Here is a 26288-nt window from a genome sequence, read left to right as displayed (position 1 = left end):
GCCGCTGGTTGCGGGGGCTGCGCCGGGCCCGGGGTTGGGGGCGTGACCCTCCAGTGTGCGCGCCCCCCGGCGCTTGCGTGCGCGGTTGGCCGAATCCGGGGGATCCAGCTCCGTTGTGGCCTTCAATGGTTGACGTGCGGTCAGATGATCCGCTTGCCTGGGGGCGAACTGGACACGGAGGGTGACCGATCACGCATGGTCCCTCCGTCTCGCCGTGCCACCACCGCAGCTCTTCCACACCTCTTCACGACGGAGACAACGTGCGCCTTCGCCTGTTCGCCGTGCCGCTCGCCGCGGTCGTCGCCCTGCTCGCCCCGAGCACCCCGGCCCTCGCCGCCGCCGGCGCGGCCGCCACTCCGTCCGGCGCGTGCTCCGCGGCGGACTTCCAGGGCGATCCCCGCCTCGGCCCCGCGGACCTGCCGACCACCGGCCCGGTCGGCCGCGAGCTGATCGGCTACCGGCGCACCGGGGGCCTCCCGGAGGACAGGTTCCTCGCCACCTACTACAGCCCCACCGCCAACAACGGCGGCCCGGGCTGGATCTACCCGCCCGCCAACGGCTACGTCACCCTGCCCGACGGCACCCCGGTCGAGTTCGAGATCACCCTCTACCCGAACCAGCGGATCGACCGCTACGGCAGCGAGTACGGCGCGTTCCTCGCCCCCGAGGGCCTGCCCTATGCCAACCGCTCGATCCCGCCGCAGAGCCTCGACAGCAACCCCGCCGAGGCCTGCAACTACCACGACTACACGGTGGTGAAGCCGTTCAAGGTGCACGCCGGCCCGATCGCGCCCTGGTTCGGCCAGCCCGGCTACGGCCTGCAGTACCAGCTCGACGCCGCGCTCGTCCCCGATGGCCCGGCCCGGCTGAACGTGCTCTGGCTCGTCGACAACGGCTACCTCGCCCGGATCTGACGCCCTCGGCGCGGCGGCGACCCCCGGCTACCAGAGGTCGCCGTCGCGCCAGTCGCACATCAGCCGCCCGTCCAGGTCCGGTGCCGTCGTGCCCGGCAGGACGGACACCTCGCCCTCGTCGTCCGGCGTCGGCACCGGGCCGCGCGGCGTCAACGCGCCCAGCGGCCCGCGCCACGGCTGCCAGCCGCGCGCCGCGTAGAACGCCGCCGCGTCGTCCGCCGCGCACAGCGCCCCCAGCTCGTACCCGCCCCGGACGACCGCCTCCAAGGCCTCCATCAGCGCCGCGCCGTGGCCGCGCCCGCGCCGGTCGGCGCGCACCACGACGTTCTCCACGTACCCCGTGCGCAGCGCCCGCCCGGCGTGCAGCAGCCGCCGCTGGACCACCGAGGCGTGCCCGACGACCACCCCGTCCTCGCGGACCAGCGCGTGCACACCGCCGAGGCCGTGCTCCCAGTCCTCCTCGGTCATGTCGTCGAACTCCTCGAACAGCAGGCCCCGGACGGCGTGGCGGGTGGCGTGGTCCAGGGCGGAGGTGTGAATGGTGACGAGTTCGACCATGGCCGGATCGTGGCACGCCCGCGCGATTGTGCCCACTGGATTTCCGCCACGGCCGCGGTGGGGCCGGCGGCCCTCAATCCCGTTGCGCGGAGGGAGCGCGGGGGGATAGGAAGATCGAATGAGCACCGCACCTTCCACCGTACTGTCCACCTCCCCGGCGGGCCCGCCCGCGTCCCCGGGCTCCACGCCCACCGGGCCGGCGGCCGCCGCAGGCCCCGCGTTCGTCCCGGCCACGCTCGACCTGGGCGACCTCGTCCTGCGCCCCTGGAGTCCGGGGCTCGCGGTCCGGGGCGGTGCGGTGGAGAGCCTGACGGCGGCCGCCGCCGATCCGGAGATCGCCCTCTGGAACCCGCTGCGCGCCGCCGACCTGGTGCAGGCCCGGGCCTGCCTCGACCGCTGGGCCGCCGGCTGGCAGAACGGCAGTCTCGGCTACTTCGCGATCCTGGACGCCGCCACCGGCGCCGTCGACACCGAGGCCGAGGCCGCCGAACTGCTCGGTACCATCGCCCTGCGCTGGACCGACCGGGCCGACGGGCTCGCCATGGTCGGCTACTGGCTGCTGCCGGCCGCCCGCGGCCGGGGCATCGCCACCCGGGCCACCCGCGCGATCACCCGTTGGGGCTTCGAGCGCGCCGGCGCCCGGCGGATCGAACTGGCGCACGCGGTCGACAACCCCGCCTCCTGCCGGGTCGCCGAACGCTGCGACTTCCCGCTCGAAGGAACCCTGCGCGAGTCCTTCCGCTTCGGCGACGGCCTCCACCACGACGAGCACCTCCACGCCCGGCTGGCCACCGACGACGGGATCGCCGGCGGGGCCGACGGCGGCGGCGACGCTGATGCCGGGTCCGGGGTGCGGGCCTAACCTGGAAGGGCGCGCCGGTAGGTGGTGCGGAACGGGAACGGTGGGCCATGACGGTCGTCTCGGCGGCACTCTTCGGGGCCGATTGGCGTGGGACGCCACGCGGCGACGCCGAGCTGCCGCGCGAGTGCGCCGCCCGAGGCTGGACCGTGGTGCTGACCGCCCCCGGGCCGGCCGGTGCTCCCGCGCTCACCGTGACCGACCCCGGCCACGACCCGGTCCGGACCGCGCTCGACCTGGTGGACGGCGAGCCCGCGCACGCGGTGTTCGTCGCCGGGAGCGTGCCCGAGGTACGGGCGGCGCGCCGGGCCGGGGTGGTCTGCGTCGCCGTGCTCGGCGTCGGTGCCACCGCGCCCGCACTGCGGGCCGCGGGCGCCGTCGAGGTGCACCGCGACGCCGCGGCCCTGCTGCGCGTGCTGGACGACAGCCTGCTCGCCCGCCCCCGGGCGTTCGGCGACCGCCGTCCGACCGCTTCGACGGCCTCGGCCGGCCGGAGCGGTTAGCCCGCACCCCGCCGGGCACTCGCCCGGACGGGAGGACGTCGTCACCGGAAGCGCCGGAGGTGACCGAGATGGACGGACCCGCGTTGAGCGGACGGGAGCGGCGGCTCCTGGACGAGATCGAGGGTGAACTGCGCCGGGACACCCGCCTCGACCGGCGGTTGCGCACCATGGGTGCCAAACGGTCGGGCCGGCTGGGGAGCGCGATGCGCGATGTCGGCCGCCGGATGCCGGTCGGTGTGCTGATGACGGCACTGGTGATGTCGGCGGTCTGCCTCAGCGTCGCGGTGCGCAAGCCCACCGGGACCGTGGCGATCGCCTCGGCCGTCGTCTGGGTCGGCAGCGTCGCGCTGGCGGCCGGCCTCTCGGCCGTGCTGCGCCACCACCGGCGCGGCCGCGAGGAGACGGTGGACGACCTGCTGGACGACGGGTACCGCCGGCCGCGGCCCCGCGGCTGGCCGGGGGAGCACCCGGACAGCGGCGGGCGCCGGGAGGAGCACCGTGACCGTCAGGACCGCCGTGATCGACGGCCCTGGGACCATCCGGAGTTGTGATGACCACCGAACTGTGGGAGTACCGCCCGGGCTCCCACCACGCCGCCGATCCGACCCTCGTCGGCTACGAGGTCGAGGCGACCGACGGGCCGCTGGGCCGGGTCGACCAGGACGCCGGGGACCACCTGCTGGTGGACACCCGGCCGTGGGTGCCGGGCGCCCCGGTCCTGGTGCCGGTCGGACTGGTCGCCCGGATCGACCACCTGGAGCTCGTCGTCCACCTGGACTGCCCGCGCGCCCGGGTGGGCTCGGCGCCGCCGCCCGTCGCCCTCGACAGGGCGGCGCTGGACGCGCGCGGTGCGGGCCGGACCGATGAGGGCCGGACCGATGAGGGGTGAACCGATGAGGGGTGAACCGATGGGTGCCGAACCGGTGAGGGCCGGGCGCCGGACGGGGTGATCCGGGTGCGGCTCGTCGTGCTCACCGGCCGCACGGTCGCCTTCCTGGTGGCGCCCGAGGGTGCCGAACAGCGGGAGCTGACGTCCTGCTGGCAGGCCGTCGCCGAGGCGGGCGGCACGCCTCGGCTGGTGTCCACCAGGCCCGGCCGCGTGCAGGCCTTCCGGCACCTGGACCGGGCGGACACCTTCCCCGTCGACGACCTGGTCGGCGTGGTGGAGCCGGGCGACTACGACGCGCTGGTCCTGCCGGGCGGCGTCGCCAACCCCGACGCCCTGCGGCTGCACCGGGCCGCCGTGGCCTTCGTCCACGAGCTGTCCGCCGCCGGCCGGCCGGTCGCCGTGATCTGCCACGGCGCGTGGACGCTCATCGAGGCGGACGCGGTGCGCGGCCGCACCCTCACCTCGTGGCCGAGCATCCGCACCGACCTGGTCAACGCCGGCGCGTACTGGGTCGACGAGCCGGTGCACGTCTGCCGGGACGGGCCCGGTGCGCTGGTCTCCGGCCGGAGGCCGGCCGACCTGCCGGCCTTCAACGAGGCGCTGGTGACGGAGTTCGCGCACGCGCGCCCGGCCGGGGGTCCGCACCCGCCGTGGCCCGTCGCCCACGAGGCGGCCCCTTCCCGGCACACGGCGGCGGGAACGGAGGCGGACGGGGTCAACCGAGGAAGTGGTGGACCGGCGCCAGGCTGACCGGCAGGTCGTCGCTCACGTCGACGGTGCAGACGTAGGTGACCCTGGTGCGCCGTTCGTCGGTCGGATCGAGGAACCGCACCAGCACGTCCTGGCAGTCGGAGCCGGTGCGGCAGTACGGGCTCCGGGCGACGGTGACCGTGTCCAGGGCGTAGAGGCCGGGGGCGTCGGCGGTGTCGCGGGCCGGTTCGCCGGGTACCCGGTCGGCGGAGAGCGGGCCCTCGGCGAGCAGGCCGCCCGTCAGGACCGTCTCGGTCAGAGCGTGGTTCAGCGCCCGCTCGGCGGCGCTCCGGCCCGGGTTGCGCAGGTGGTAGTAGACCCTGTCGAGCAGCGCGCGGACGTGTTCGGCCACCCGGTCGGGGTCGGGGTCGTGGTTGCGGTCATCGGCGGGGCGGCGCTGCCGGGCGGCCCCGGCGACGGTGGCCGCGGCGGCCGCGATCAGCGGGGTCTCCGTCCAGCGGGTCAGTCCGACGGCGCTCACCCGGACGACCGGCACCGTGCGGCCGGAGAACAGCCGTGCGGAGCGGTCGGTGAGTCGGCCGGGCACGGTGAGCCGGCCGATGCGGCCCGGGTCCCCGGCCGGGAGCGACTGGCCGAGCAGGGTGTCGCGCAGCGCCCGGTGGACGGGGTGCACCGGCGGTGCGGCGGCGATCCGGCGCAGCAGCGCGAGCCGTTCCTCGTCGCTCCCGTCCGGCTCGCGGTCGGGGAGCGGGCCGGCCCAGTCCATCGCGACGGCGGGTTCGGCCTCCAGGGCGTAGACCGTGGTGCTGTCGACGGAGAGCGTCCAGGTCAGCTCGGACGAGGCCCAGGGGTTGCGGACGAGGTGGTCGTGCAGCTGCCGGACGTCCCCGGGGTCCGGGGGCGCCCCGCCGAGGGTCGCGCCCAGCCGGTGGCGGAAGCCGTCGCGGCGGGCCTCGGAGCGGAAGTCGACGCCGACCCGGCCGACCGCGTGGACGGGCGCGCCGTCGCCGGGTCGGTCCTCGTCGGGCGGGTCGGCGTCGGGGCCGGGGTCGGCGGCGGCAGCGTCGGTGCGGTCCATGGTGCGGGGCTCCCTTGGCGTGCGGGTCCGGGCTCAGTCGCCGCGCAGCCGGACGAAGAGCGCCGTCGGGGGCCGCCCGGTCACGGTCACCTCGGCGCGCAGCGCGGTGGTGAGCGGCCGGACGGAGCCGTACTGGGGATCGTGGACGGGTGCGCCGAGCCGCCCGGTCGCGGCCTCCGCCACCTGCCGGGACTGGGGTGGTGAGAGCGGCGGCGAGGAGAGCAGGACCCGGCCGTCGTCCAGTTCCAGGACCACCGCCCGCGGCCGGGCGGGCGGCCCGGTGACGGCGCGCACGGTGGCGTCCACGGTGTCGCCGCGCCGGTACTTCACCCAGACCCGCCCGGCGCCGCGGGCCCGGTACGGCGCGCCGGCCGCCTTGCAGACCAGCCCCTCCACCCCGGTGTCGGCGAGCCGCTCCATCCAGGTCAGCGCCTCGGCCCGGTCGGTGGTCGCCAGGACGGCCTGGACCGGGGGCGGGACGTCGGCCAGCGCGGCCAGCAGCAGCCGCCGCCGGTCGGCCAGCGGCAGCCCCCGGACGTCCCGGCCGGGCAGCGCCAGCACGTCGAAGGCGATCAGCCCGAGCGCCACGTCCTCGGCGGCCCGGGCCCGGCGGGTCCGCAGCAGCTCCTCGAAGGCGAACCGGCCGCCCCGCCACGCGACCAGCTCCGCGTCCAGCACCAGCCCGGCCGGCAGCCGGGCGACGGCGGCGGCGATCGGCGGGAACTCGGCGGAGAGGTCCCGCCCCGAGCGCGACTGGAGGAACGGCGGGCGCGTCGGCCCGCGGGCGAAGGCGACACAGCGGAAGCCGTCCAGCTTCAGCTCGTACACCACCCCGGACCCGCCGAGGCCGTCCGCCGGCGGGACGGCGGGGACGGCGGCGGGGCGCATCACCTCCACCGGGGGCTCCAGGACCACCGGCGCGCGGGCGGTGGGGAGCGCTGGCGGGCGCGTCTCCGGGGGTGCTTCGCCGGTGTCGCCCGCCGGGCGGTCATCGGCCGCCTTGCCCGCCTTGCCGGCCTGGCCCGCACTACGCGCACGGCCCGGGGCGGCGGGCAGGGGACGGGCACGCGCCGGGTCGAGGAGGGGCGCGAACAGGTCGCCGCGCGCCGCCAGCCGCTCCGGGACGTCGGCGATCGTGAACACCAGCTCCTCCGCCGACCCGGAGCCCTCCAGCTCCGCCCAGGAGAGCGGCGCCGAGACCGTCGGCCGCTGCTGCGCCCGCACCGTGTACGGCGCGGCGGTGGTCTTCTTCGCCGAGTTCTGCGACCAGTCGACCAGCACCCGCCCGGTGCGGCGGGCCTTCGCCATGGTGTGCACGACCAGCTCCGGGCGGGCCGTCTCCAGGTCGGCGGCCAGCTGCTTGGCGTAGGCGGAGACCCGGGCGCTCGGCGTCGGCTCCAGTGGCACCAGCAGGTGCAGGCCCTTGCCTCCGGAGGTCTTCACCCAGGCCTCCAGGCCGTCCGCGGCGAGCCGCTCGCGCAGCAGGCCGGCCACCGTGCGGCAGGTGAGGACGGTCGCCCCGGCGCCCGGGTCGAGGTCCAGCACCAGGCGGTCCGCCAGCCCGGGCGCGGCGGTGTGCCACTGCGGCACATGCAGCTCCAGGCAGCCCAGGTTGACGAGGGAGAGCAGTGCGGCGCCGCTCTCCAGCACCACCTGGCGCAGCTCGCCGCTGTTGCTCGGGACCTCGGTCGTCCGCACCCAGCGGGGGGTTCCGGGGGGCGGGTTCTTGGCGATGAAGACCTCGGCCGCCACACCGTCCGGCGTGCGCAGGAAGGACACCGGGCGGTCGTGCAGATGGGGCAGCAGCGCGGCGTGGACGGCGGCGTAGTAGCGCAGCACCTCGCCCTTGAGGGTGCCGGTCTGCGGGTAGTACACCTTGTCCAGATGCGAGAGCGCGATCGTGCGCCCGTCGACCACCATCTGCGGCATCGCCGCCTCCGAGGCTGCGCGTCCCGTCGCGGCCGGGTCCGTTGCGGCCAGTCTGCCCCCGGCGGGGGCGTGGCGCGAGCCGTCCCGGACGGCATGGACGGCATGGGCGGCATGGGCGGTGCGGGCTACGGCCCGAGCAGGTCCCGTGCGGTGCGGGTCAGCGCGTCGTCGGTCTCCGGCGCCCGTATGCCCGCGACTCCGGAGCGGAACAGCGAGGCGCCCTCGATCAGCATCACGAAGACCCCGGCCCGGGCCCGCCGATCGGCCTCCGACAGCCCGGGCCGCCGCCGGGCGAGGAAGCCGGCGACCTGGTCCCGGTAGTCGTCGTAGAACCCCCGGACGGCGCCCGCCACGGCCGCGTCCCGGGCGGCGAGCGCCCAGACCTCGGCGAACAGCCGCACCAGCCGGGCGTCCTCCTGCTCGGCCAGCAGCGCCGCCACCACCGCCGCCGCGGTGTCGGGGCCGTCGTCGACGTCGGCTCCGGGGCCGGGGGCGAGCAGCGGGGCCAACCGCTCCGCCGACCGCCGCAGCACCCGCTCCAGCACGGCCGCCACCAGGTCGGCGTGCGTGGGGAAGTAGTACTGGAGGTGGCCGAGCCGCACCCCGGCCGCCGCCGCCACGGCCCGCATGGTCAGCTCCGGCCCGCCCTCGGCGACCAGCACCCCCTCCGCCGCGTCCAGCAGGGCCTCCCGCCGCTCCGCCCCCTTGCGCCCGCGCGCCCGCGCCGCGGGAGTCCGCGCGGGGTTGTCGGCCGGATCGGTCGAGGCGGCGGGATCGGTCGACGCGGCGGGGCCGCTCGTGGTGGGGTCCTCGGGGGTGGTGGTCGGCCGGCGGGTGCCGGATCCGGTGCCGGGTGCGGTGCTCATGCGGCAGCATTCAAGCCCGTGGCGGGGCGGATGTCGACCGTGACGCCGAGGGCCGCCAGGGCGGACAGGACCTCGGCGGGGCGGGGCGCCTGTTCCGGGAAGGAGACCCCGGCCGGGGCGGGTGCCGAACCGTCCGTGCCGAGGGCGCGGCGCAGGGCGAGCAGACCGCCGACGGCGGTCAGGTGGGCCTGGCCGGCGCGGTCCTCGACCACGGCGGTGAGGCCGCGGCCGCCGTGCGTGACGTCGATCCGCAGGAGCGCGGTGCCGCCGTCGCCGGGGGAGTACAGCAGGGCTCGGCGGGCGGACTCCCAGCGCTCGCCCCGGCCCCAGCGGAAGAAGCCGGTGTGCTTGGCGGCCAGCAGGGCCCGGGTGCTGAGGCCGGAGCTGAAGCCGATCCGGGTGGTGGCGGTGGCGGTGCCGAGGGTGAGCGGCAGGGTGAACTGCTCGGGTGTGTCGATCCGGGCCACCCGGGTGGGGTGGCCGCCGATCCGGACGGTGCCCGCGTCGGTCAGCGGGGCGACCGTGCGGCGGCGGCCCTCGCGGACGACCTCGTAGTCCAGCCCCAGGCGGTCCATGAACTCGACGGAGTCCGCGCCGGCCCGGTCGGCGAGGTCCCAGCGGATCGCGGTCTCGACCCGGTCCGCCCCGCCGAGCCGCTCCGCCAGCGCGGCGGCGACCAGGCTGACGACACCGCCCATCCAGGCGGAGGAGAGCAGCACCGGCGCGCTGGGGCGCAGCAGGGCGGCCACGGTCGCGGCCCGCTGGAGCCGGACGGTCCAGCGGGTGATGTCGGTGTACGGCACCCCGCCGGCCGCCGCCGCCCGCAGCACCCGGTCGTCCGGGTCGTTGACGACGCCCACGACGGCGCTCACCGCCGCCTCGAAGGGCGCCGGGTCGGCGAGGTCCCAGCGGCGGACCGCGGCGTGCGGGGCGCCGCCGAGCTCGCGGACGAGTGTTGTTCCCCGCTCCGGGGATCGGCCGGTGAGCAGGACGGGGTGGTCGGCCGCCGTCAGGCGGGCGAGCTCGGCACCGACCGTTCCGTAGCCGCCGACCAGCAGGACGGGGCCCCGGGGGTCGTGGGTGAGCGTGTCGACGGCGCCCGGGTCGGTGGAACGGGCGGGGGCGGGGGCGTTCGGTGAAGTGGTCATGAGTAGAAAATAGGTCGAGTGACCTAAAAATTTCGTCAAGATGCCCGGCCGGTCACCAGGGCGTGGGCGTCCGCGAGCAGGTCCTCGATCCGCTCCCAGTCGAGCGGCAGCACGTCGAGGCGGACGCCGACCCAGCCCCGGTGTCCCGCATAGGGCGGGCGGAAGTACCGCTCCGGCTCCTCCGCGACCAGGAACTCCTGCGCACCGGCCGCCGCCGGGCACCAGAACGCGAGGCGGTCGTCATGGTGGTGGTCGGCGAGCATCGCGAAGACCCGCGCCCGGCGGCCGGCACCGGCGAACCAGGTCGGCTCGCCGTGGCTGATCCGCTCGTCCACCTCCGGTAGCGCCAGGCAGATGCCCCGCAGCCGCTCCACGGCCGCCGGTGCGCCGGGTGGTGCGTCGGGCGGGGCGTCGGCCGGCCGCGCGTCGTCGGACACGTAGCCGTCCGCCTCGCCGGGCCGCACGGCTCAGCCCGCCGAGGGGCGCGGTGCGCCCGGGTAGGTGCCGAAGTACCAGTGGTTGCCCTCGGGGTCGGCGGCGGCGAAGTCGCGTGAGCCGTACTCCGTGTCGAACGGCGCGGCGGTGATCCGGGCCCCGGCGGCGACCGCCCGCGCGTGCAGGGCGTCCGGGTCCGCCGTGACCACGTACGCGCTGAACGTCCCGGGCCCGCCCGGCCAGGGCTCGCCGCCCTCGGGCGTCGGCCGGTCGGAGCCCAGCATCACGCCGCCGCCCTCCGGCCAGGCCAGCTCCGCGTGGGCCACGAACGCGCCCTCGCCGTAGGCCACGACCTCCTCGAAGCCGAACGCCTCCGCCAGGAAGCGGATCAGTGCGCGGGCGTCGCGGGCCCGCAGACTCGGCCAGACCTGCGGAGCGGGCGTCGTGCCGCCGCGCGCCCCGCTGCTCGTGCCCTCGGTGTCCGTGGTGCCGGTATCCATCGCGGGTGCCTCCTTCGCCTCGTGGCGAGCCGGTCCCGGAAGGGCACCGGGTCGGACCGCCGTCATGCCTCCCACTCTGGCGCGGGCCCGGTGGCCCCGCCTTGGACGTTTCGGAACTTCGCCGCGTCCGCCCCCTCCTCGGCCAGCCAGGTGCTCGGCGCGCACCCGGCCAGCGCGCGGAACTCACGGGCCAGGTGGGCCTGGTCGGCGTAGCCGCAGCGCGCCGCCAACTCCGCCAGCCGGGGCGCCGGGCCGGGTGCGGCCAGCAGCCGGCGGGCCCGGTCGAACCGGACCACCCGGGCGGCGGCCTTCGGGCTGAGTCCGGTCTCCCGGCGGAACCGGTTCAGCAGGTGCCGTTCGCTCCACCCGGTCTCCCGGGCGAGGGCGGCCACCGGCAGTGCCCCGGCGCTGCGCCGCAGCGAGGACCAGGCCTGGACGACCTCCGGCGGCACCTGGCCGGACGGGCGCGCCAGCCGCAGCAGTGCGCCGTCCAGTGCCGCGAACCGCCCGGGCCAGTCGCGGGCCTCCTGGACCGCCTCCCGGAGGTGTCCGGCCGCCGCCCCGAGCACCGCCTCGGCCGGGACGTCCAGTCCGGACAGCTCCCCGGCCGGCAGCCCGAACAGGGCTCGCGCCGCGAGCGGGTGGACGGCGAGCTGGATGCCGGACTGCCGCCCGTCGTGGCTGATCAGCGCCGGCGTGGTGTGCAGGCCGCCGAGCAGGGTGGCGTACCGGCCGGGCGGCTGCCCCGGGTCCGGGTGACCGGCCATGGTGAGCGGTTCGTCCAGGGTCAGGATGAAGGTCAGGTACGGGGACGGCAGTCCGCGGTGCAGGGCGGGCGGCAGGCCGCGCCGACGGTAGCCCGAGTACCAGGCCACGTACGGGCGCAGCGCCGTCGCGGGCCGGACCCGGACCGCCTCGTCGACCAGGTCCCGGCCGGCCGTCGCCGTGCCGGGTGGCGCCGTGGTGAACTCGTCCGTCACGCCTTCAGTATCGGCCCGTTGAGTCGTCGGCGGCATCGTGCGCCGCATCGCCCTCCGTAGTGGCCGGGCCCGGGTCCGACCGTGTTTCGCCCGGGACGGCGGTGACCGCGTGTGGCCCCCGGCCCGATGGGCTCGCGGACCGTCGGCGGCGTGCATAGCGTGGGAACACCGGACCACCCGGTGCTCGGGGGACGACCCTGAGGAGGAGCTCCCGTGACCACTGCCCGAGACATCATGCACTCCGGCGCCCAGTGCGTCGGCGCCGAACAGAGCCTCGCCGACGCGGCCCGAATGATGCGCGACCTGAACGTCGGCGCCCTCCCGATCTGCGGCGACGACCAGAAGCTGAAGGGCATCATCACCGACCGCGACATCATCGTCCGATGTATCGCGGAGGGGATGGACCCGGCCGCCACCAAGGCCATGGAACTGGCCGGACACCTGCACTGCGTCCGCGCCGAGGACGGCATCGACACCGTGCTCCAGAAGATGGAGCAGCACCAGATCCGCCGCATCCCGGTGATCGACGGCGACCGGCTGGTCGGCATGATCAGCGAGGCCGATCTGGCGATGGGCCACCGCGAGGGCCAGCGCCTGACGGACCAGCAGATCGTCGACTTCATGGACAGCGTCTACATGAAGCGCTGACGCCCTCCCCTCCGGAACTCCCGGACCTGCCGGAACCCCCGGCCCTGCCGGAGCCGTCGGACCTACCGGGGCGGGGCGGGGCGGGGCGAGCGGGCCCCGCCCCGTGCGGCCGCTCGCCCGCGTCCGCGCCGCTCGCCCGCGCCCGCGCCGGGCGTGCGCGGCTCCGCGACCCGGCAGCCGGCGGCGCCCCTCGCATCGGTCGGATCGGCGGTGGCGCCGCCGGCGGTGGCCGCCGGAGCCGCGGCCCGACGATCAGTGGGACGAGTGCCGCCGGGGCCGGGGCCGGGGCCGGGGCCGGGAGGCGGGGAGGCCGGGCCGGATCGGGCGCGGGCGCCGGCCCGCCGCGGCCCCTTGGGCTGACCAGGTGTCAAGAAGGGCCATTGCCGGGGCGTTCGCGCCGCTGCCGTCGAAGGCCTGACCGGATCCGGAAGGGGCCCGGAGCCGACATCGAAGACCCTGGAGGTCGGCGGCGGGGGTCACGATGTGTCGATCGCCCAGGTTTGCGCGGTCGGGAAGCGGGCCGTCCATGACCTTCGGCCTGTCTTTCGCCCGGGGAGGGGAGGCGGCCGGGAATCCGGGTACAGTCCCCGGCGGTGGTCGGGAGCGGCCCGGTCGGCCCCCTGGGGAGGACGGATGGAACAGCGCGTCGTGCGGTGGATCCCGCCCGTGCTCTACACGGTGGTCCTTGCCGGTGGCTTCTACCACGCGGCCGTCGCCGCCGGGGAGTTCGGCGGTGCCAGGCTCGCCGTCTTCGCCGCGGGACTGCTGGCCCTGTTCGCCCTGGAGGCGCCCGGCCCGGACCGGGCGCCGGCCGCGCGGTTGCCCGCGGGACCGCTGTTGACGGTGCGGGTGGTGCTGTTCGCGGCCGTCGCGGCGGTGGACGGCTCCGGGGTGTCGCGGGCGCTCTTCGTCCTGGTGCCGTTCACCGCGTACCTGGCCTTCGGCCGGCGGGCCGCGCTCGCCTGGGCGGCCGGGTGCGCCGGGCTGCTGCTGACCGGCCTGAGCGTCCTGGCGCCGGGCTGGTGGGGGCGGCCGGCCTACGTGTCGGACGTGCTGATGTTCGGCCTCGCGCTGGCCCTGGCCCTGGCGCTCGCCGGGTCGGTGGTCCGCGAGCGGGCGGCGCGGGCCTGGCTGGAGGAGTCGTACGAGCGGCTGGCCCGCTACGCGGAGCGGGTCGCCGAGCTGGCCGAGGCGGAGGAGCGCGCCCGGGTCGCCGGGGAGATCCACGACGGCCTCGGTCGCCATCTGGCAGACTTGGGCCTGCAGTTGGAGAAGGCCGAGGTGTTCCACGGACTGGAGCCGGAGGCCTCGGCGCGGGCCCTCGCGAACGCGCGGCGGTCGGCCGGCCGGGCGCTCGCGGAGGTCCGCGGGTCGGTGAGCGTGCTGCGCGAGGTCCGCCCGTTCCCGCTGGTGCGTTCGCTCACCGAGCTCGTCCGGTACCTCGGCGACGACCGGCTGGTGGTGGAGCTGACCGTCACCGGTGACGAGTCGGGACACGACGCCGGGACGCTCACCACCCTCTACCGCGCGGCGCAGGAGGCTCTCGCCGGTGCCCGTCGGCACGGCCGGGTGACCCGGGTGGAGGTCCGGCTGGCCCTGGACGGTCCGGCCGCCCGGCTGACCGTCACCGACAACGGGAGGGGGATCGCCCGGGGCTCCGAACCGGGCCGCGGTATACGGGGGATGCGCGAGCGGGTGGCGCTGCTCGGCGGCCGGGTGGACGTCCTCGGCGGGTCCGGAGGCGTGGCCGTGACCGTGACGGTTCCCCGCCGCTCGCCCGCCGGGGCCCCGAGTGCGTCGGCCGTGTCGGCCGCGTCGGGCGCGTCGGCCGTGACCGGGTGGGCGACCGGCTGAGTCACCATCCGTCGCCGAGCCGCCCGCCGAGCCGCCCGCCGAGCCCGCCGCACCCGCCGCCGCGCCCGACGGCGAGCGGGCGCGGCGCCGAGGGCCACTCGGCACCGCGCCCGCCCCGATCGGCACCCCGATCAGCAGGTGAGCACCGGCGCCGCCCAGTCGGCGTGGTCGCTGTTGGTGCCGTCGCCGCCGTCCGTGACCACGAGCCGCAGCTCGTTGGCCCCGGCCAGCGCCGCCGTGAGGTGCTTGACCCCGGAAGCGGCCGTCATCCGCCCGCTGTCGGCGACCTTGGTGTCGTCGGCGTAGACCTCGAAGGAGACCGAGCCCCGGCCCTGCGCCTCGGCGTCCACGCCCACGTCGGTGCCGAGCGCGGAGCAGGAGCCGCCGAGGTAGTAGACGATCTCGCTGAACGCGTTGACGCCCAGGCCCTTCGGGTACGTGGCGCTCCCGATGGTGATCGCGGAGCCGTCACGGGCCTGGTTGCCGCCGTTGCTCATGTCCCGCTCCACCGGGCCCCAGCTGTTGCCCGCGGCGGACCAGGCGAGGTCGGAGAGCTGGTGGGTGCCGGCGGCCGGGCCGCCGCCGCAGGCGATCCGGACGTTCGCCCAGTCGGCGTGGTCCCAACCGGTGCCGTCGCCGCCGTCGGTGACCACCAGCCGCAGCTCCTGGGCCCCGGTGAGGTCGGCCGTGAGCCGCTTCGCCGCGTCCCGGCCGGTGACCGGGCCGCTGTCCGCGGCCTTCGCGCCGTCCCTGAAGACCTGGAACACCACCGAGCCGTTGCCGTACGCGTCGTCGTCGATCCCCACGTCGGCGACCAGGTTGCGGCAGGTGCCGCCGAGGTGGAAGCCGATGTCGCTGGGGGCGTGTACCCCCAGGCCGTAGGCGTACGGGACGCCGCGGACGGTGATGGTCTGCCCGTCGCCGGCCAGGTGGTCGCCGTTGGTGCGGTCACGCTCCACCGGGCCCCAGAAGTTGGAGACGGAGGTGAACGGCAGGTCGCTCAGCCGGGTGACCCCGGTGGGCGGGGAGACCGGCGAACTCGGGGTGACCCGGAACATCGCCGTGCCGTGCCCGGGCACGACCGCGCTGATCGTCCCGCTGCTGGTGGAGGTCTGCTTGGACCACAGGTCCTTGACCGCGTAGGACTCGGCACCGCCGATGCCGACGGCCTGCGCGGTGGTGCTGATGGCGGTGTCGTAGGAGCCCTCGTTGGTGAGGGTCACCGAACGGCTGCCGTCCGCCAGCGGCTTGCTCATCACCACCAGCCCGTTCTCCCGGGAGACCACGGTGCCCTGCCGGCCGAGCGGGTCCTGGTCCACCGCGATGACGTCCCGGTTGGTGAGGATCTCCAGGGTCTCCGGCTCGGCGGTGCGCAGGTCCGTGCCGATCATCAGCGGGGAGGCCATCTGCGCCCAGAGGCTGAAGTGGGTCCGGTACTCGGTGCCGGTCATGCCGCCGTTGCCGACCTCCAGCATGTCCGGGTCGTTGAAGGCGCCGGGCTTCGCGTAGTTGGCCAGGCCCTGGTTGGCCTGCGCGATGGAGATCATGCTCTGCCAGTTGTCGCTGATGTCACCGGTGGTGCGCCAGGAGTTGCCCACCGGCTGCGCCCAGTTCCACGGCCCGGTGCTGCCCCACTCGCAGATGCTGTAGAGGATGGGCCGGCCGGTCCGCTTGAGCGCCTCGCCCATGGTCCGGTACCGGGTCTGCGCGTCCGTGCCCTGGTTGTGGCAGTTGTCGTACTTGAGGTAGTCGACGCCCCAGGCGGCCCACAGATCCGCGTCCTGCTGCTCGTGGCCGAGGCCGCCGGGGAAGCCCTTGACGTCGCAGGTGTGGTCGCCGGCGCTGGAGTAGATGCCGAACTTCAGCCCCTTGCCGTGCACGTAGTCGGCCAGCGCCTTGATGCCGTGCGGGAAGCGGACCGGGTCGGGCACGAGGTTGCCGGCCGCGTCGCGCTCGGGCAGCGCCCAGCAGTCGTCGAGGTTGACGTACCGGTAGCCGGCGGCCTTGAGGCCCTTGCTGACGAAGATGTCGGCGATTCCCTTGATCATCGCCTCGTTGAACTGGTCACCGCAGTAGGTGGAGTTCCAGTTGTTGAAGCCCATCTGCGGGGTCAGGTTGAGGCCGTTGTCGAGGGCCGCGGCCGGTGGAGCGGTGGCGAGCTGGAGCCCGACGGTGAGGGCGCCGCCGCCGGCCATCAGGGTGAGCGCGGTCAGCGCGGCCGCGAAGCGGCGGCGTGGTCGGGCATCGGGGGTTCGCAAGTCTCCTCCAGGTGGGTGAACCGCAAGGGTGAGCGGGCCGAAAGGGTCGGAAGGCCGGGGGAGGCGGCCGGAAGGTCGGGGGTGGGACGGGGAGCGGCCGGTCAGTTGAGCAGCGTCCAGGCCTGGCCGGGGGCGGCCGGGTCCGGTGCGCCGAGCACGACCGGGGAGGTCGGCGCGGACTGCGGGGCGCCCAGGGCCAGTCCGGTGGCGACGTTGGTGATGGTCAGCGCCCCGGTGGCGGTGTTCTGCAGGACCCGCCACTTCTGGTGCGGGCTGTCGGGGTCCCAGCGGTTGAGCACCCAGGCGGCCGAGCCGGTCCCGTTGCCGCCGGTCAGCGTGCCGTGCACCTGGGTGGGCGTGTCGCAGTTGTCGGTGATGCGCACGGTGCCGTCGGGGTTCGGGGTGAACTTCCACTGCTCCGAGGTGTGCCAGTCCCACCAGGTGTTGATGTCGGTGGTCGAGCCGTCGGGCGCGGCGCACGTGCCCCGGACCTCCAGGGCCTGGCCGCCGGTGCCGCCCGCGCTGATGCCGTGGTAGCGGCCGTCGCCGACGACCGCGGCCGGGACGGTGGCGGGCAGCGCCTTGAGCCGGTACAGCGCGACGCCGTGGGCCGGCACCCAGGACCCGACGGTGGTGGTGAAGGTGCCGGTGGCGCCGGTCCAGAGGTCCTTGACCGTGTAGCCGGGGCCGGTCAGCCCGAGGTCGGCGAGCGTCCTGGTGATGTACTGCCAGCCGGACGGATCCTGGTTGACCAGCAGCACGGCGGTGTCACCGTCGGCCAGTTGGCGCTTGAGGACGATCGGCGCGGTGGGGCTGCCGGGCGGGGCGCCGACCAGGGTGGCCGGCCTGCCGAGGCGGTCCTGGTCCAGCGCGATGACGTCGGGGTTCCGGTACATCGCGAGGGCGGTGTCGCCGATGCCGGTGGTCCAGGTGACGCCCTGGTCGCTGTGCCGGGAGTCGGCGGCGGTGCGCAGATCGGCGCCGCTGATCAGCGGGGCGGCCATCATCGCGAGGATGGACATCTCGCTGCGCGCCTCGTCGTCGGTCATCGGCTTGTGGCAGAGGCAGTTGTCGGTCGTGCCGTAGACGCCGTAGGGGGACAGCCAGCCCGCGAACATCATGTCCATGTCATTCCAGCTGCCCGGCCGTACGTTCCCCGGGTACTCCAGCGCGGTCCGCAGCTGGCCGTTGTAGAGCACGCCGTCCAGGTCGGGACCGCGGTCGCCGCCGATCCGGCACAGGTTGGCGACCTGGCCGCACCACTTCCCGGTCGGCGCGTAGCCGGGCGCCTCGCGCGGCGGGGTGCCGGCCGCGACGACGACCGGGTCGGTGCGCGCCGGGTCGTCGGCGGCGAGCAGGTGCGGGACGCCGGTGTGCACGGGCTGGGCGGAGACGCTCAGCGTGACCCGGGGCCGGTTCTGCGCGGCCGAGGCGGCGTCCAGCTCCCGGCGGAAGTCCTGGGCGCGGGCGTAGAGGGAGCGGGTGAGCTCCCGGCCGATGCCCTGCGTCCCGTAGTCGTGGCCGTCGGGGCCGATGATCTTCGGCCCGTAGGGGCAGTCGTCGTACTTCACGTAGTCGACGCCCCAGGCCACGAAGTCGGCGGCGTCGGTGCTCTCGTGGCCCAGGCTGCCGGGGTGGCCCTGGCAGGTGGTGTAGGTGGTGGTGGCGTAGATGCCGAACGTCATCCCCTTGCCGTGCGCGTACCGGGAGAGGTACTCGATGCCGTTGAGGGTGCGGCCGTCGACGGTGCGGGAGGGGAAGCGCGCGGGGTCGGGCACCAGGTGCCCGCTGGTGACGTCGGTGCCGGTGCCGTCGGTGCCGCTGACGGGGTCGCGGTTGGCGTCGTAGAGCTGCATGGCGCCCTCGGGCGTCTTGGCGAAGTCGGCGCTCTGGCCGTCGCGGTGGCCCAGTGACCACCCGTCGTCGATGGTGACGGTGTTGTAGCCGGCCGCGACCAGGCCGCGGGCGACCATGAAGTCGATGGTCTGGACGACCTGCTCCTGGGTGACGGCGGTGCCGAAGGTGTTCCAGGAGTTCCACCCCATCGGCGGGGTGAGGGCCTGTCCGTTCCCGACTGTCACGGCCGCGGAAGCGGTCGCCGCCGTGGGTGCCGGCGTGGGTGCGGCCGCGGCGGGCGTCGTCGCGGGGCCGAGGGCGAGCGTGCCGAGGCCGGCCGAGGCGAGGGCCAGTGCCAGCAGGGCGCGGGGGGTGGGGCGGGGCGCGGTTCTGCGCATGGGCGCTCCAGGGGTGCGCGCGGGCGGGGGCGCATGAGGTTCGCTGGTGAAGGGGAGACGCGCTGATGCTTTCTGTCTCTTTTTCAAACAGAAAGCAACGCAGCATAGCCATGACAGGAGTCGACACTCAAGGGTGCCTTTCTGTTCCAAGGGGCTTGACGGCCCGTCATGGTGGGGTGTGATATTTCACATCGCGTTGAAATCTGTTTGATTCTGCTGATGAGGAGCGGTCCCCTTCATGACCAGAAGCACCCGCCGCCGCGCTGCGGCAGGCTCCCTCCTGCTGGCCCTCGGTCTGACCGCCGCCTGCTCCGACGGGCAGGACACGACCACCGGCAAGGCCTCGGCGGCCCCTGTCAGCGGGAAGATCTCGATCACCTATCTGCAGAAGCAGGGCGACCAGGAGTACTTCGTCGGCGAGGCCGCCGGCGCGAAGGCCAAGGCCGCCGAACTCGGCGTCGACCTCAAGGTGGTCAACCTCGGCAGCGACGCCAACAAGACGGTCAGCGAGGTCCAGGCGGCCGTCGCGCGGAAGACCGACGGCGTGATCGTCGTCGTGCCCGACCCGGCCGTCGGACCGCAGGTGGTGCGGACCGTCCGGGACGCCGGGATCGCCCTGCTCACCTCCGACGACCAGGTCTGCGCCACCGGCCCCGATCCGGCGGCCTGCGCCAAGGCCGACCTGGTGCCGCGGATCGGCTTCAGCGGTGCCCAGATGGGCGCCGAGGTCGGCCGGCGCGCCGCCGAGGAGTACGCCAAGGCCGGGTGGGCGGCGGCCGACACCCGGGTCCTCGCGGCCTGGAAGCAGGACGTCACCGTCTGCGGGGACCGGGTGAAGGCGGCCAAGGAGGCCTTCGACGCGGCCGTCCCGGGCGTGCGGACGATCGACGTCGCCACCGACAACACCCCCACCGGTGCGCAGGACAAGGTCGCCGCGACCGTCACCGCCAACGCGGGCGTCAAGCACTGGGTGGTGTGGGGCTGCAACGACGAGAACGTGCACGGCGGCGTCACCGCGCTGCACAACGCCGGTGTCGGCGCGGACGACGTGATCGGCATCGGCCTCGGCGCCTACCTCGCCTGCAAGGACTGGGGCGCGGGCAAGCCGACCGGGATGAAGGCCGCCCTGTTCATCAACGGCAAGGAGGTCGGCGCGCTCGCCGTCCAGACGATGTACGACCGGCTCAAGAACGGAAAGGACCTCCCGGCCGAGCTGTTCGCGCGCACCACCATGGTCGACGCCGCCAGCTGGCAGGCCGCCGGAGTCACCTGTGGCTGAGCGGGCCACCCAGGGGCCTGCCACCCCGGAGCCGTCGACCGCACAGCGACCCGCCACCACCGGCGTGGCCGCCGTCACCAAGGCCTTCGGCCCCGTCCGGGCCCTGAGCGGCGTCACCCTCGACTTCCCCCGGGGCGCGGTCACCGCGCTGATGGGCGAGAACGGCGCCGGAAAGTCCACCCTGCTGAAGATCCTCACCGGCGACCACCGGCCCACCGAGGGCCGCGTCCTGCTCGACGGCCGCGCCGTCGACCTGCGCTCACCGGCCCAGGCCCGCGCCCTCGGCATCCGCATCGTCCCGCAGGAACCCGAGATCGTCCCGCACGTCTCGGTCGCCGAGAACGTCTACGCCGGCGCCCTCCCGACCGGCCGCGGCCGGCGCCTGGACCGCGCCGCCCTGCGCCGCCGGATCACCGCCGACCTGGACCGGCTCGGCTTCACCGGCGCCCTCGACCCCGACCTCCCCGGCTGCCGGCTCACCGCCGCCCAGCGCCAACTGGTCGAGATCATGCGCGCGCTGACCGGCGAGGCCAAGCTGATCGCCTTCGACGAGCCCACCTCCTCGCTCTCCGAGCAGGAGGCCGACACCCTCTTCGCCCTCATCGGCCGGCTGCGCGACCGGGGCATCGCGATCGTCTACGTCTCGCACCGGATGCGCGAGATCTTCCGGCTCGCCGACCGGATCGCCGTCCTGCGCGACGGCGAACTGGCGGGCGTGCAGGACGCGCGCGACACCACCGAGGGCGACCTGGTCCGGCAGATGGTCGGCCGCGACCTGTCCGCCCTGTTCGTGCGCGGCGACGTCGCCACCGACCGGGTGGTGCTGCGGGCCCGCGGCCTCACCACCGACCACGTCCGCGAGGTCGACCTCACCGTCCGGGCCGGGGAGGTGGTCGGCCTGGCCGGGCTGATCGGCGCCGGCCGCTCCGAACTCGCCCTCGCGCTCGCCGGGGACCTGCCGGTGCGCTCCGGCACCGTCACCCTGGACGGGCGGCCGCTGCCCACCGGCGGCCCCGGCCGGGTGATCCGGGCAGGCCTGGGCCTCGCCCCCGAGGAGCGCAAGGCCCAGGCGCTCTTCCTGCACCGCTCGATCCGCGACAACACCTCGATCGCCGTCCTGGACCGGCTGCGCCGCTGGCGCTTCGTCAAACGCGCCGCCGAACGCGACCTGGCCCGCGCGTACACGGAGCGGCTGCGGGTGCGCGCCCCGTCGATCGAGCACGAGGTCCGCAAGCTCTCCGGCGGCAATCAGCAGAAGGTCGTGCTCGCCCGCTGGCTGGCCCGCCGGCCCAAGCTGCTGATCCTCGACGAGCCGACCCGCGGCATCGACGTCGGAGCCAAGGCCGAGATCCACCGGATCGTCGCCGACCTGGCCGAGGAGGGCGTCGCCCTGCTGGTCATCTCCTCCGAACTGCCCGAACTCCTGGGCCTGGCCGACCGGATCGTCGTCCTGCAGAACGGGCGGGTGACCGGCGAACTCGACCGCCTCGACGCCACCGAGGAGGCCGTCCTGCAGCTCGCCATGGCCGACGACATCACCGCGGCCGGTGCCACCGCCCGCCCGACCTCCCCGGGAGCACCCTCATGACCAGCGCCGCCGGCCCGTCCGCCGTCGACCGGCCCGACCCCGACCCCGGCCCCGGTCCGGGTCCCTGGTCCGGACCGCGTTCCGGCTCCGGCCGGCCGCCGCGCCGGGGCGGCCGCCCGCTCGCCGTCCTCGCCGGAATCGGCGGCCAGAACCTCAGCCTGCTCGGCGCCCTCGCCCTGGTCCTCACCGTCTTCGGGCTGCTCGACGACAACTACCTCGGCTGGAGCAACCTCCAGGTGATCGCCGAGGCCGCGACCATCACCGGGCTGCTCGCCGTCGTCCAGACCGTCGTGATCATCTGCGGCGGCCTGGACATCTCGGTCGGCTCGCAGGCCGGCCTGGCCTCCGTGGTCAGTGCCATGGCCTTCACCTCGGCCGGCTCCAACGCCCTCGCCGGGACCGCCGCCGCGGTGGCCGTCGGTGTCCTCGTCGGCACCGTCAACGGCCTTGTCATCGTCCGCGGCCGGGTCAACGCGACCATCGCCACCCTGGCCGGGCTCGCCGCCTACAAGGGCGTCGCCCAACTCGTCTCGGACGGGCGGGCGCAGGGCTACGTGCTCGGCGACCCGGTCTTCGTCTTCCTCGGCCGAGGCCGGATCGCCGGACTGCCGGTGATGGTCTGGATCCTGATCCTCGTCGCGCTCGCCGTGCACGTCCTGCTCACCTACACCGACCTCGGCCGCAACCTCTACGCGATCGGCGGCAACGACACCGCCGCCCGGCTGGCCGGCATCGCGATCAACAGGTACCTGGTCGCCGTCTACGCCCTCATCGGCGCGGTCGCCGCGCTGGCCGGCATCCTGCTCACCGCCCGCACCGGCTCCGGCCAACCGGTCTCCGGCAGCGAGGGCCTGGAACTCAAGGCGATCACCGCCGCCGCCCTCGGCGGCTGCGCCCTCAAGGGCGGCCGGGGCGGCATCGGCGGCACCCTGCTGGCCGTCGCCCTGCTCGGCGCCCTGGAGAACGGGCTCACCGTCGAAGGCATCAACTCCTTCTGGCAGAACGTCGCCCAGGGCTCCCTCCTGGTGGTGGCGGTGGTCGTCCAGCAGTCCCGCACCGGCGACCGCCCCGTCGGCCTGCCCGGCTAGGAGCGGCCCGGCCGGGAGAGGACCGGCCAGGAGCGGCCCGGCCGGGAACGGTCAGGCCAGGAGGGGTCAGGCCGATCACTCGACCGCCGCGCGGCGCGCCGTTCGGTACCGGGCGGGCGCGACGCGTGGCCGTACAGTGTCCCGGCCGGTGCGCCGCGCCCGGATCCGGAGGCGGGGCCGGCCGCCCGTCGGCGCGGCGGACGGGACCGGTGGCCCATGCGGCCGGGACGACGGGCCGAGCAGCATGGAACGGGTCAGGGAGGCGGTGGCGGCGGATGAGCGGGCCCGGACTCGGCGGCACCGGCGTCGCCGCGGCTCTCGCGGCCGCCGGGACCACCCTGCTGTGCGCGGCGGTGTGGACGCTCCTCGCGCTCACCCACCCCGCGGTGCCGGACGTCAGTGAGAACTACTTCATCGACGGCCTCTGGCTCGTGCTCGGCCTGACGTTCACGCTCGCCGGCCTGTTCCTCGTGGTCAACCGGAACGGCCGGGGCATGGGCGTCCTGATGCTGGCCACCGGCCTGCTCCAGGCCCTGCGCATGGTGGTGATCCTGGCCGCCGCGCTGGCCGGCGCCGGCCCGACGGCCGCCGAGGCGATCACGGTGCTGGTGCTGGCCGGCGGCATCACCAACGCCTTCCTGGTGGTGGCCTTCCCGCTCTGGCTCCCCGACGCCCGCCTCCCCGGGGGGATCTGGCGCTCCGTGACCCTCCTGGTGGCCGGGTGGAGCGTCCTGTTCGCCTTCCTCGACACGGCCGGGGACTCCCAGTGGTACACCCTGCCCAACCCGCTGCACGGCACCGCGCTGCACACCTGGCTGGACGGCTGGCTCGGCCCGTACGTCTTCGACGCCTTCACCGCGAGCCTCGCGCTCACCCTCACTGTGGCCGCGGTCCGCTGGTGGCGCTCGCCCGGACCGCACCCGCACCTGCCCGAGGTCGCGGCGGCCTACGTGGTCTGGGCCGCGCTGCTCACCGTCCCCCACTACGCCGGCGACTACCCCGGGTGGCTGCCGTACGCGGTCCTCGTGGCGGGTGAGGCGGTCTGGATGCTGGTGCCGGTCGTCGCCTTCCGCCGTGACCGCCGGCTCTCGCTGGACCGGGTCACCCGGCGCTACCTGGCGGCCTACGCCTACTTCACCCTGGTGTTCGTCACGGCCCTGTTCGCGGCCTACCTGCTGCACCGCCTGCAGCCCGGCACCGGGGGCGGGACCCGGTGGTGGCAGGTGGCGGCGGCCGGGCTCCTGGGCGCCCTGCTGCGACCGGCCGCGCGGGTCGTGGCGCACGCCGTGGACCGCTACTACTACGGCGAGCGGGCCCACCCGTACCAGTTGATCCGGCAGCTGGCGGAGCGGATGAGCCACGCCGTCGACCCGGCGGACGCGCCGCCGCTGCTGTGCCGCACCGTGGTTCAGGCCCTCGGACTGCCGGCCGCCGCGGTTCGGGTGCGGACCCGGAGCGGGCCGCGCGAACTGGCCAGGCTCGGGGAGCTCGACCCGCCCGGCCTGCGCTTCCCGCTCACCTACGAGGGCGCCGAGATCGGCGAGCTGCTGGTGCCGCCCCGCCCCGGGCAGTCCGAGCTGGACCGGCAGGACCGCGAGGTGCTGAGCCTGCTCGCCGACCAGGCCTCGCCGGCGATCGCCTCGCTCGGCCTGTACGAGGACCTCCGGGCCGGCCGCGAGCAGCTCGTCCTGGCCCGCGAGGAGGAGCGCCGTCGCCTGCGCCACGACCTCCACGACGGTCTCGGCCCCGCCCTCTCGGGCCTGCGTCTGAGGATCGATGCCGCCAGTGCCGACCTGCCGGGTGGCTCCGGGGCCGCCGACTCGCTCACGGCGGCCTCCGCCGGCATCGGCCAGGCGATCACCGAGCTCCGGCGGATCACCCACGGCCTGAGTCCCGGTCCCCTCGACAGCAAGGGCCTGGCCGACGGGCTCCGGAGGCTCGCGGACACCCTCGGGAGCCGGTCGCTTCAGGTGGCCCTCGACCTGAGCCCCGACCCGCTGCCCGCGCTCCCCGCGGCGGTGGAGGTCGCCGTCTACCGGATCAGCGGCGAGGCCCTGAACAACGTGGTCCGCCACTCGGGTGCCACCCTCGCCCGCCTCGACCTGCGGGTGCTCCCCGACCAGGTCACCGTCGAGGTCGCCGACAACGGTACGGGCTTCCCCGCCCGCGCCTCCGCTTCCGGGGTCGGTCTCCGTTCCATGGCCGAACGCGCCGAGGAACTCGGCGGCACCTTCACCGCCGGCAACGCCCCCGTCGGAGCCGTGGTCCGCGCCGTCCTGCCGCGCGGCCGGGTCGACTGACCCGGGCAGCCCCCACGGCCCCGGCGCCGTGCGCGCTCGCTCCGGGAGGGCGCCGTCCCGTCAGTCCTCGGGGACCGGGGCGACGACCAGCTCCCCGACGGTCTCCGCCAGGGCGGTGCGGGCGTGGACCTGGAGACCGGAGTCGGTGACGAACACGTCGATCTCGTCGAGCGCGGCGAACCCGCTGAGCGCGACGACGCCCCACTTGGTGTGGTCGGCCACCACGGCGACCCGGCGCGCGGAGGCGATGAGCGCGCGGTTGGTCTGCGCCTCCGCGAGGTTGGGTGTGGTCAGACCGGCCTTCTCGCCGACCCCGTGGGCCCCGAGGATCAGCAGGTCGACGTGGAGCGAGCGGATCGCCTGGTCGGCCAGCGGGCCGACCAGCGCCGCCGAGGGGGTGGGCGAGCCGCCGGTCAGCAGCAGCGTCGGCGCGCCGGCCGGCGGCTCCTCGTCCGTGGAACGGATCAGCTCGGCGACCGGCAGCGAGTTGGTGACGACGGTGAGTCGCGGGACGTGCAGCAGCCGGGCGGCGACCGCGTACGCCGTGGTGCCCGCCGCGACGGCGACCACGCTGCCCGGCTCGACCAGGGTGGCCGCGGCCTCCGCGACGGCGGCCTTCGCGGCCGACTCCAGCGCCGACTTCGCCTCGAACCCCGGCTCGTCGATGGCGGTGCCGGAGGCGGCGACGGCCCCGCCGTGCACCTTCTTGACCACGCCCGAGCGCTCCAGCGCGTCGAGGTCGCGGCGCACCGTCATGTCGGAGACGCCCAGCTGCTCGACCAGTTCGGCGACGCGCACGGCCCCGCTGCGGCGCACCAGTTCGGCGATCATCGCCTGCCGCTGGTGGGCCAGCAGTCCGTTGTCGGCCAAGGCCCGCTCCCCTCACACGCCGCTACGCCCCCGGCCCGGACGGTCCGCGAGTCCGTCAAGAATACTGTCCGTCCGTGGAGGCGGCCGGGGGCGGCGTCCCGGATGGTGGAAACCGATCTCCGGGAGGGCTTCGCGGCGGCAGAATCACGTTCATGGGAAAGACCTACGAGAAGATCGACGACCGCCTGCGCGCGTTCATCGAGGCCCAGCCCGTCTTCTTCGTGGCGACCGCGCCGCTCGCCGCCGACGGGCACGTCAACATCTCGCCCAAGGGACGCTCCGGCACGCTCGCCGTGTTGGACGAACGCACCCTCGCCTACCTGGACTTCGGGGGCTCGGGGGCGGAGACGGTGGCCCATGTGCGGGAGAACGGGCGGATCACCGTGATGTGGTGCGCCTTCGAGGGGCCGCCGAAGATCCTGCGGGTGCACGGCCAGGGCGAGGCGGTGTTCCGCGACGACCCGCGCTTCGCCGGGCTGCTGGCACGCTTCGACCCGGCCGTCGACGGGCCCTCGCTGCGCGCGATCGTCCTGGTGTCGGCGGAGCGGGTCGGCGACTCCTGCGGCTTCGCCGTTCCGCTCATGGACTACCGCGAGGACCGCGGCCTGCACGCGGAGTACTTCGGCCGCAAGACGGAGGAGGAGTTCAGCACCTACTGCGAAGGCAAGCCGCACGTGGCCACCAGCATCGACGGACTGCCGGCGATCCCGCTGCCGCTGCCCGCCCGCCCCGGACCGGCCGGCTGACCGGGTCCGGACACAGCACGACGCCGCTGGACGCGGCCGGCCCCTTCAGGGGC

Annotated in this window: 23 protein-coding genes and 2 pseudogenes; 13 read left to right on the top strand and 12 right to left on the bottom strand. The window is 75.4% G+C overall.

What is annotated here, in order from left to right; all coding sequences use genetic code 11:
- The first annotated feature begins 260 nt into the window (after positions 1-260).
- Positions 261-914: a TNT domain-containing protein gene (locus ACFVFS_RS04795; protein ID WP_380620146.1), complete on the top strand. Its 654-nt coding sequence runs from the start codon at positions 261-263 to the stop codon at positions 912-914.
- A gap of 27 nt (positions 915-941) precedes the next feature.
- On the opposite strand, the gene ACFVFS_RS04790 is transcribed toward ACFVFS_RS04795, so the two are convergent.
- A complete protein-coding gene (locus ACFVFS_RS04790; RefSeq protein ID WP_380620144.1) occupies positions 942-1472 on the bottom strand; it encodes a GNAT family N-acetyltransferase in 531 nt (176 codons plus the stop codon).
- Between the two features lie 118 nt (positions 1473-1590).
- Between ACFVFS_RS04790 and ACFVFS_RS04785 the strand changes: the two genes are divergently transcribed.
- The 5 genes and pseudogenes from ACFVFS_RS04785 to ACFVFS_RS04765 form a co-directional block, all read left to right on the top strand.
- Positions 1591-2334: a GNAT family N-acetyltransferase gene (locus tag ACFVFS_RS04785; protein ID WP_380620141.1), complete on the top strand. Its 744-nt coding sequence runs from the start codon at positions 1591-1593 to the stop codon at positions 2332-2334.
- Between the two features lie 47 nt (positions 2335-2381).
- A complete protein-coding gene (locus tag ACFVFS_RS04780) occupies positions 2382-2834 on the top strand; it encodes a hypothetical protein (RefSeq protein WP_380620139.1) in 453 nt (150 codons plus the stop codon).
- A gap of 68 nt (positions 2835-2902) precedes the next feature.
- Positions 2903-3385 carry a hypothetical protein gene (locus ACFVFS_RS04775; protein WP_380620136.1) on the top strand — a complete coding sequence of 161 codons (483 nt, stop codon included), beginning with the start codon at positions 2903-2905 and terminating at the stop codon, positions 3383-3385.
- Complete coding sequence (locus ACFVFS_RS04770) at positions 3385-3723, top strand: PRC-barrel domain containing protein (RefSeq protein WP_380620133.1); 339 nt, start codon at positions 3385-3387, stop codon at positions 3721-3723. The genes ACFVFS_RS04775 and ACFVFS_RS04770 overlap by 1 nt, the downstream gene beginning before the upstream one ends.
- Positions 3724-3801: 78 nt before the next feature.
- Positions 3802-4347, top strand: a pseudogene (locus tag ACFVFS_RS04765) (type 1 glutamine amidotransferase domain-containing protein); the annotation flags it as partial.
- A gap of 91 nt (positions 4348-4438) precedes the next feature.
- On the opposite strand, the gene ACFVFS_RS04760 reads toward ACFVFS_RS04765, so the two are convergent.
- The 8 genes and pseudogenes from ACFVFS_RS04760 to ACFVFS_RS04725 form a co-directional block, all read right to left on the bottom strand.
- Positions 4439-5512, bottom strand: a complete 1074-nt coding sequence (locus ACFVFS_RS04760; protein WP_380620131.1) for a hypothetical protein — start codon at positions 5510-5512, stop codon at positions 4439-4441.
- Between the two features lie 33 nt (positions 5513-5545).
- Positions 5546-6400, bottom strand: a complete 855-nt coding sequence (locus ACFVFS_RS04755; protein WP_380620280.1) for a hypothetical protein — start codon at positions 6398-6400, stop codon at positions 5546-5548.
- A gap of 162 nt (positions 6401-6562) precedes the next feature.
- Positions 6563-7441, bottom strand: a pseudogene (gene ligD, locus ACFVFS_RS04750) (non-homologous end-joining DNA ligase); the annotation flags it as partial.
- A gap of 125 nt (positions 7442-7566) precedes the next feature.
- The gene (locus tag ACFVFS_RS04745) at positions 7567-8307 is read right to left on the bottom strand and encodes a TetR family transcriptional regulator (protein WP_380620128.1); all 741 of its coding nucleotides are present in this window, start codon (positions 8305-8307) and stop codon (positions 7567-7569) included.
- The gene (locus ACFVFS_RS04740; protein WP_380620126.1) at positions 8304-9455 is read right to left on the bottom strand and encodes a saccharopine dehydrogenase; all 1152 of its coding nucleotides are present in this window, start codon (positions 9453-9455) and stop codon (positions 8304-8306) included. Before ACFVFS_RS04740 ends, ACFVFS_RS04745 begins: the two co-directional genes overlap by 4 nt.
- 35 nt (positions 9456-9490) lie before the next feature.
- Entirely contained in the window at positions 9491-9892 is a 402-nt protein-coding gene (locus ACFVFS_RS04735) for an MmcQ/YjbR family DNA-binding protein (RefSeq protein WP_380620123.1), read from the bottom strand.
- Between the two features lie 30 nt (positions 9893-9922).
- Positions 9923-10390 (bottom strand): VOC family protein, encoded by a 468-nt coding sequence (locus ACFVFS_RS04730; protein ID WP_380620121.1) that lies wholly within the window; start codon positions 10388-10390, stop codon positions 9923-9925.
- Positions 10391-10452: 62 nt separating this feature from the next.
- On the bottom strand, positions 10453-11370 hold the full coding sequence (locus tag ACFVFS_RS04725; RefSeq protein WP_380620118.1) for a helix-turn-helix domain-containing protein: 918 nt from the start codon (positions 11368-11370) through the stop codon (positions 10453-10455).
- A gap of 213 nt (positions 11371-11583) precedes the next feature.
- Between ACFVFS_RS04725 and ACFVFS_RS04720 the strand changes: the two genes are divergently transcribed.
- Positions 11584-12018, top strand: coding sequence for a CBS domain-containing protein (locus tag ACFVFS_RS04720; protein ID WP_376084759.1), 435 nt, complete (start codon positions 11584-11586; stop codon positions 12016-12018).
- A 633-nt stretch (positions 12019-12651) separates the two neighbouring features.
- Positions 12652-13872 carry a sensor histidine kinase gene (locus ACFVFS_RS04715; RefSeq protein WP_380620115.1) on the top strand — a complete coding sequence of 407 codons (1221 nt, stop codon included), beginning with the start codon at positions 12652-12654 and terminating at the stop codon, positions 13870-13872.
- Positions 13873-14003: 131 nt separating this feature from the next.
- On the opposite strand, the gene ACFVFS_RS04710 is transcribed toward ACFVFS_RS04715, so the two are convergent.
- Both ACFVFS_RS04710 and ACFVFS_RS04705 read right to left on the bottom strand, forming a co-directional pair.
- Complete coding sequence (locus ACFVFS_RS04710) at positions 14004-16067, bottom strand: NPCBM/NEW2 domain-containing protein (RefSeq protein ID WP_380620277.1); 2064 nt, start codon at positions 16065-16067, stop codon at positions 14004-14006.
- 164 nt (positions 16068-16231) lie between these two features.
- Complete coding sequence (locus tag ACFVFS_RS04705) at positions 16232-18364, bottom strand: hypothetical protein (RefSeq protein WP_380620113.1); 2133 nt, start codon at positions 18362-18364, stop codon at positions 16232-16234.
- A 238-nt stretch (positions 18365-18602) separates the two neighbouring features.
- Here ACFVFS_RS04705 and ACFVFS_RS04700 point away from each other — a divergent pair, with 238 nt between their 5' ends.
- From ACFVFS_RS04700 to ACFVFS_RS04685, 4 genes are all read left to right on the top strand, one after another.
- On the top strand, positions 18603-19643 hold the full coding sequence (locus ACFVFS_RS04700; RefSeq protein ID WP_380620111.1) for a substrate-binding domain-containing protein: 1041 nt from the start codon (positions 18603-18605) through the stop codon (positions 19641-19643).
- Positions 19636-21231 carry a sugar ABC transporter ATP-binding protein gene (locus tag ACFVFS_RS04695; protein WP_380620108.1) on the top strand — a complete coding sequence of 532 codons (1596 nt, stop codon included), beginning with the start codon at positions 19636-19638 and terminating at the stop codon, positions 21229-21231. Before ACFVFS_RS04700 ends, ACFVFS_RS04695 begins: the two co-directional genes overlap by 8 nt.
- On the top strand, positions 21228-22319 hold the full coding sequence (locus ACFVFS_RS04690; RefSeq protein WP_380620105.1) for an ABC transporter permease: 1092 nt from the start codon (positions 21228-21230) through the stop codon (positions 22317-22319). Before ACFVFS_RS04695 ends, ACFVFS_RS04690 begins: the two co-directional genes overlap by 4 nt.
- 275 nt (positions 22320-22594) lie before the next feature.
- Positions 22595-24619 carry a sensor histidine kinase gene (locus ACFVFS_RS04685; RefSeq protein WP_380620102.1) on the top strand — a complete coding sequence of 675 codons (2025 nt, stop codon included), beginning with the start codon at positions 22595-22597 and terminating at the stop codon, positions 24617-24619.
- Positions 24620-24679: 60 nt separating this feature from the next.
- On the opposite strand, the gene ACFVFS_RS04680 is transcribed toward ACFVFS_RS04685, so the two are convergent.
- Positions 24680-25489 carry a DeoR/GlpR family DNA-binding transcription regulator gene (locus ACFVFS_RS04680; RefSeq protein WP_380620099.1) on the bottom strand — a complete coding sequence of 270 codons (810 nt, stop codon included), beginning with the start codon at positions 25487-25489 and terminating at the stop codon, positions 24680-24682.
- Positions 25490-25641: 152 nt separating this feature from the next.
- On the opposite strand from ACFVFS_RS04680, the gene ACFVFS_RS04675 reads away from it, so the two are divergent.
- Entirely contained in the window at positions 25642-26235 is a 594-nt protein-coding gene (locus tag ACFVFS_RS04675) for a pyridoxamine 5'-phosphate oxidase family protein (RefSeq protein WP_380620097.1), read from the top strand.
- The last annotated feature ends 53 nt before the right edge of the window (positions 26236-26288 follow it).

The sequence above is a fragment of the Kitasatospora sp. NPDC057692 genome, from assembly GCF_042799475.1.
Taxonomy (GTDB): domain Bacteria; phylum Actinomycetota; class Actinomycetes; order Streptomycetales; family Streptomycetaceae; genus Kitasatospora.
This window is presented reverse-complemented; position numbering and strand designations above follow the sequence as displayed.

What these genes read in the sequence shown, in the direction of transcription:
- ACFVFS_RS04760 (WP_380620131.1), bottom strand. Translation starts at nt 5,512, where the DNA reads ATGGACCGCACCGACGCTGCCGCCGCCGACCCCGGCCCCGACGCCGAC.
- ACFVFS_RS04710 (WP_380620277.1), bottom strand. Translation starts at nt 16,067, where the DNA reads ATGGCCGGCGGCGGCGCCCTCACCGTCGGGCTCCAGCTCGCCACCGCT.
- ACFVFS_RS04755 (WP_380620280.1), bottom strand. Translation starts at nt 6,400, where the DNA reads ATGCGCCCCGCCGCCGTCCCCGCCGTCCCGCCGGCGGACGGCCTCGGC.
- ACFVFS_RS04700 (WP_380620111.1), top strand. Translation starts at nt 18,603, where the DNA reads ATGACCAGAAGCACCCGCCGCCGCGCTGCGGCAGGCTCCCTCCTGCTG.
- ACFVFS_RS04685 (WP_380620102.1), top strand. Translation starts at nt 22,595, where the DNA reads ATGAGCGGGCCCGGACTCGGCGGCACCGGCGTCGCCGCGGCTCTCGCG.
- ACFVFS_RS04785 (WP_380620141.1), top strand. Translation starts at nt 1,591, where the DNA reads ATGAGCACCGCACCTTCCACCGTACTGTCCACCTCCCCGGCGGGCCCG.
- ACFVFS_RS04730 (WP_380620121.1), bottom strand. Translation starts at nt 10,390, where the DNA reads ATGGATACCGGCACCACGGACACCGAGGGCACGAGCAGCGGGGCGCGC.
- ACFVFS_RS04740 (WP_380620126.1), bottom strand. Translation starts at nt 9,455, where the DNA reads ATGACCACTTCACCGAACGCCCCCGCCCCCGCCCGTTCCACCGACCCG.
- ACFVFS_RS04675 (WP_380620097.1), top strand. Translation starts at nt 25,642, where the DNA reads ATGGGAAAGACCTACGAGAAGATCGACGACCGCCTGCGCGCGTTCATC.
- ACFVFS_RS04775 (WP_380620136.1), top strand. Translation starts at nt 2,903, where the DNA reads ATGGACGGACCCGCGTTGAGCGGACGGGAGCGGCGGCTCCTGGACGAG.
- ACFVFS_RS04690 (WP_380620105.1), top strand. Translation starts at nt 21,228, where the DNA reads ATGACCAGCGCCGCCGGCCCGTCCGCCGTCGACCGGCCCGACCCCGAC.
- ACFVFS_RS04715 (WP_380620115.1), top strand. Translation starts at nt 12,652, where the DNA reads ATGGAACAGCGCGTCGTGCGGTGGATCCCGCCCGTGCTCTACACGGTG.
- ACFVFS_RS04705 (WP_380620113.1), bottom strand. Translation starts at nt 18,364, where the DNA reads ATGCGCAGAACCGCGCCCCGCCCCACCCCCCGCGCCCTGCTGGCACTG.
- ACFVFS_RS04745 (WP_380620128.1), bottom strand. Translation starts at nt 8,307, where the DNA reads ATGAGCACCGCACCCGGCACCGGATCCGGCACCCGCCGGCCGACCACC.
- ACFVFS_RS04770 (WP_380620133.1), top strand. Translation starts at nt 3,385, where the DNA reads ATGACCACCGAACTGTGGGAGTACCGCCCGGGCTCCCACCACGCCGCC.
- ACFVFS_RS04790 (WP_380620144.1), bottom strand. Translation starts at nt 1,472, where the DNA reads ATGGTCGAACTCGTCACCATTCACACCTCCGCCCTGGACCACGCCACC.
- ACFVFS_RS04780 (WP_380620139.1), top strand. Translation starts at nt 2,382, where the DNA reads ATGACGGTCGTCTCGGCGGCACTCTTCGGGGCCGATTGGCGTGGGACG.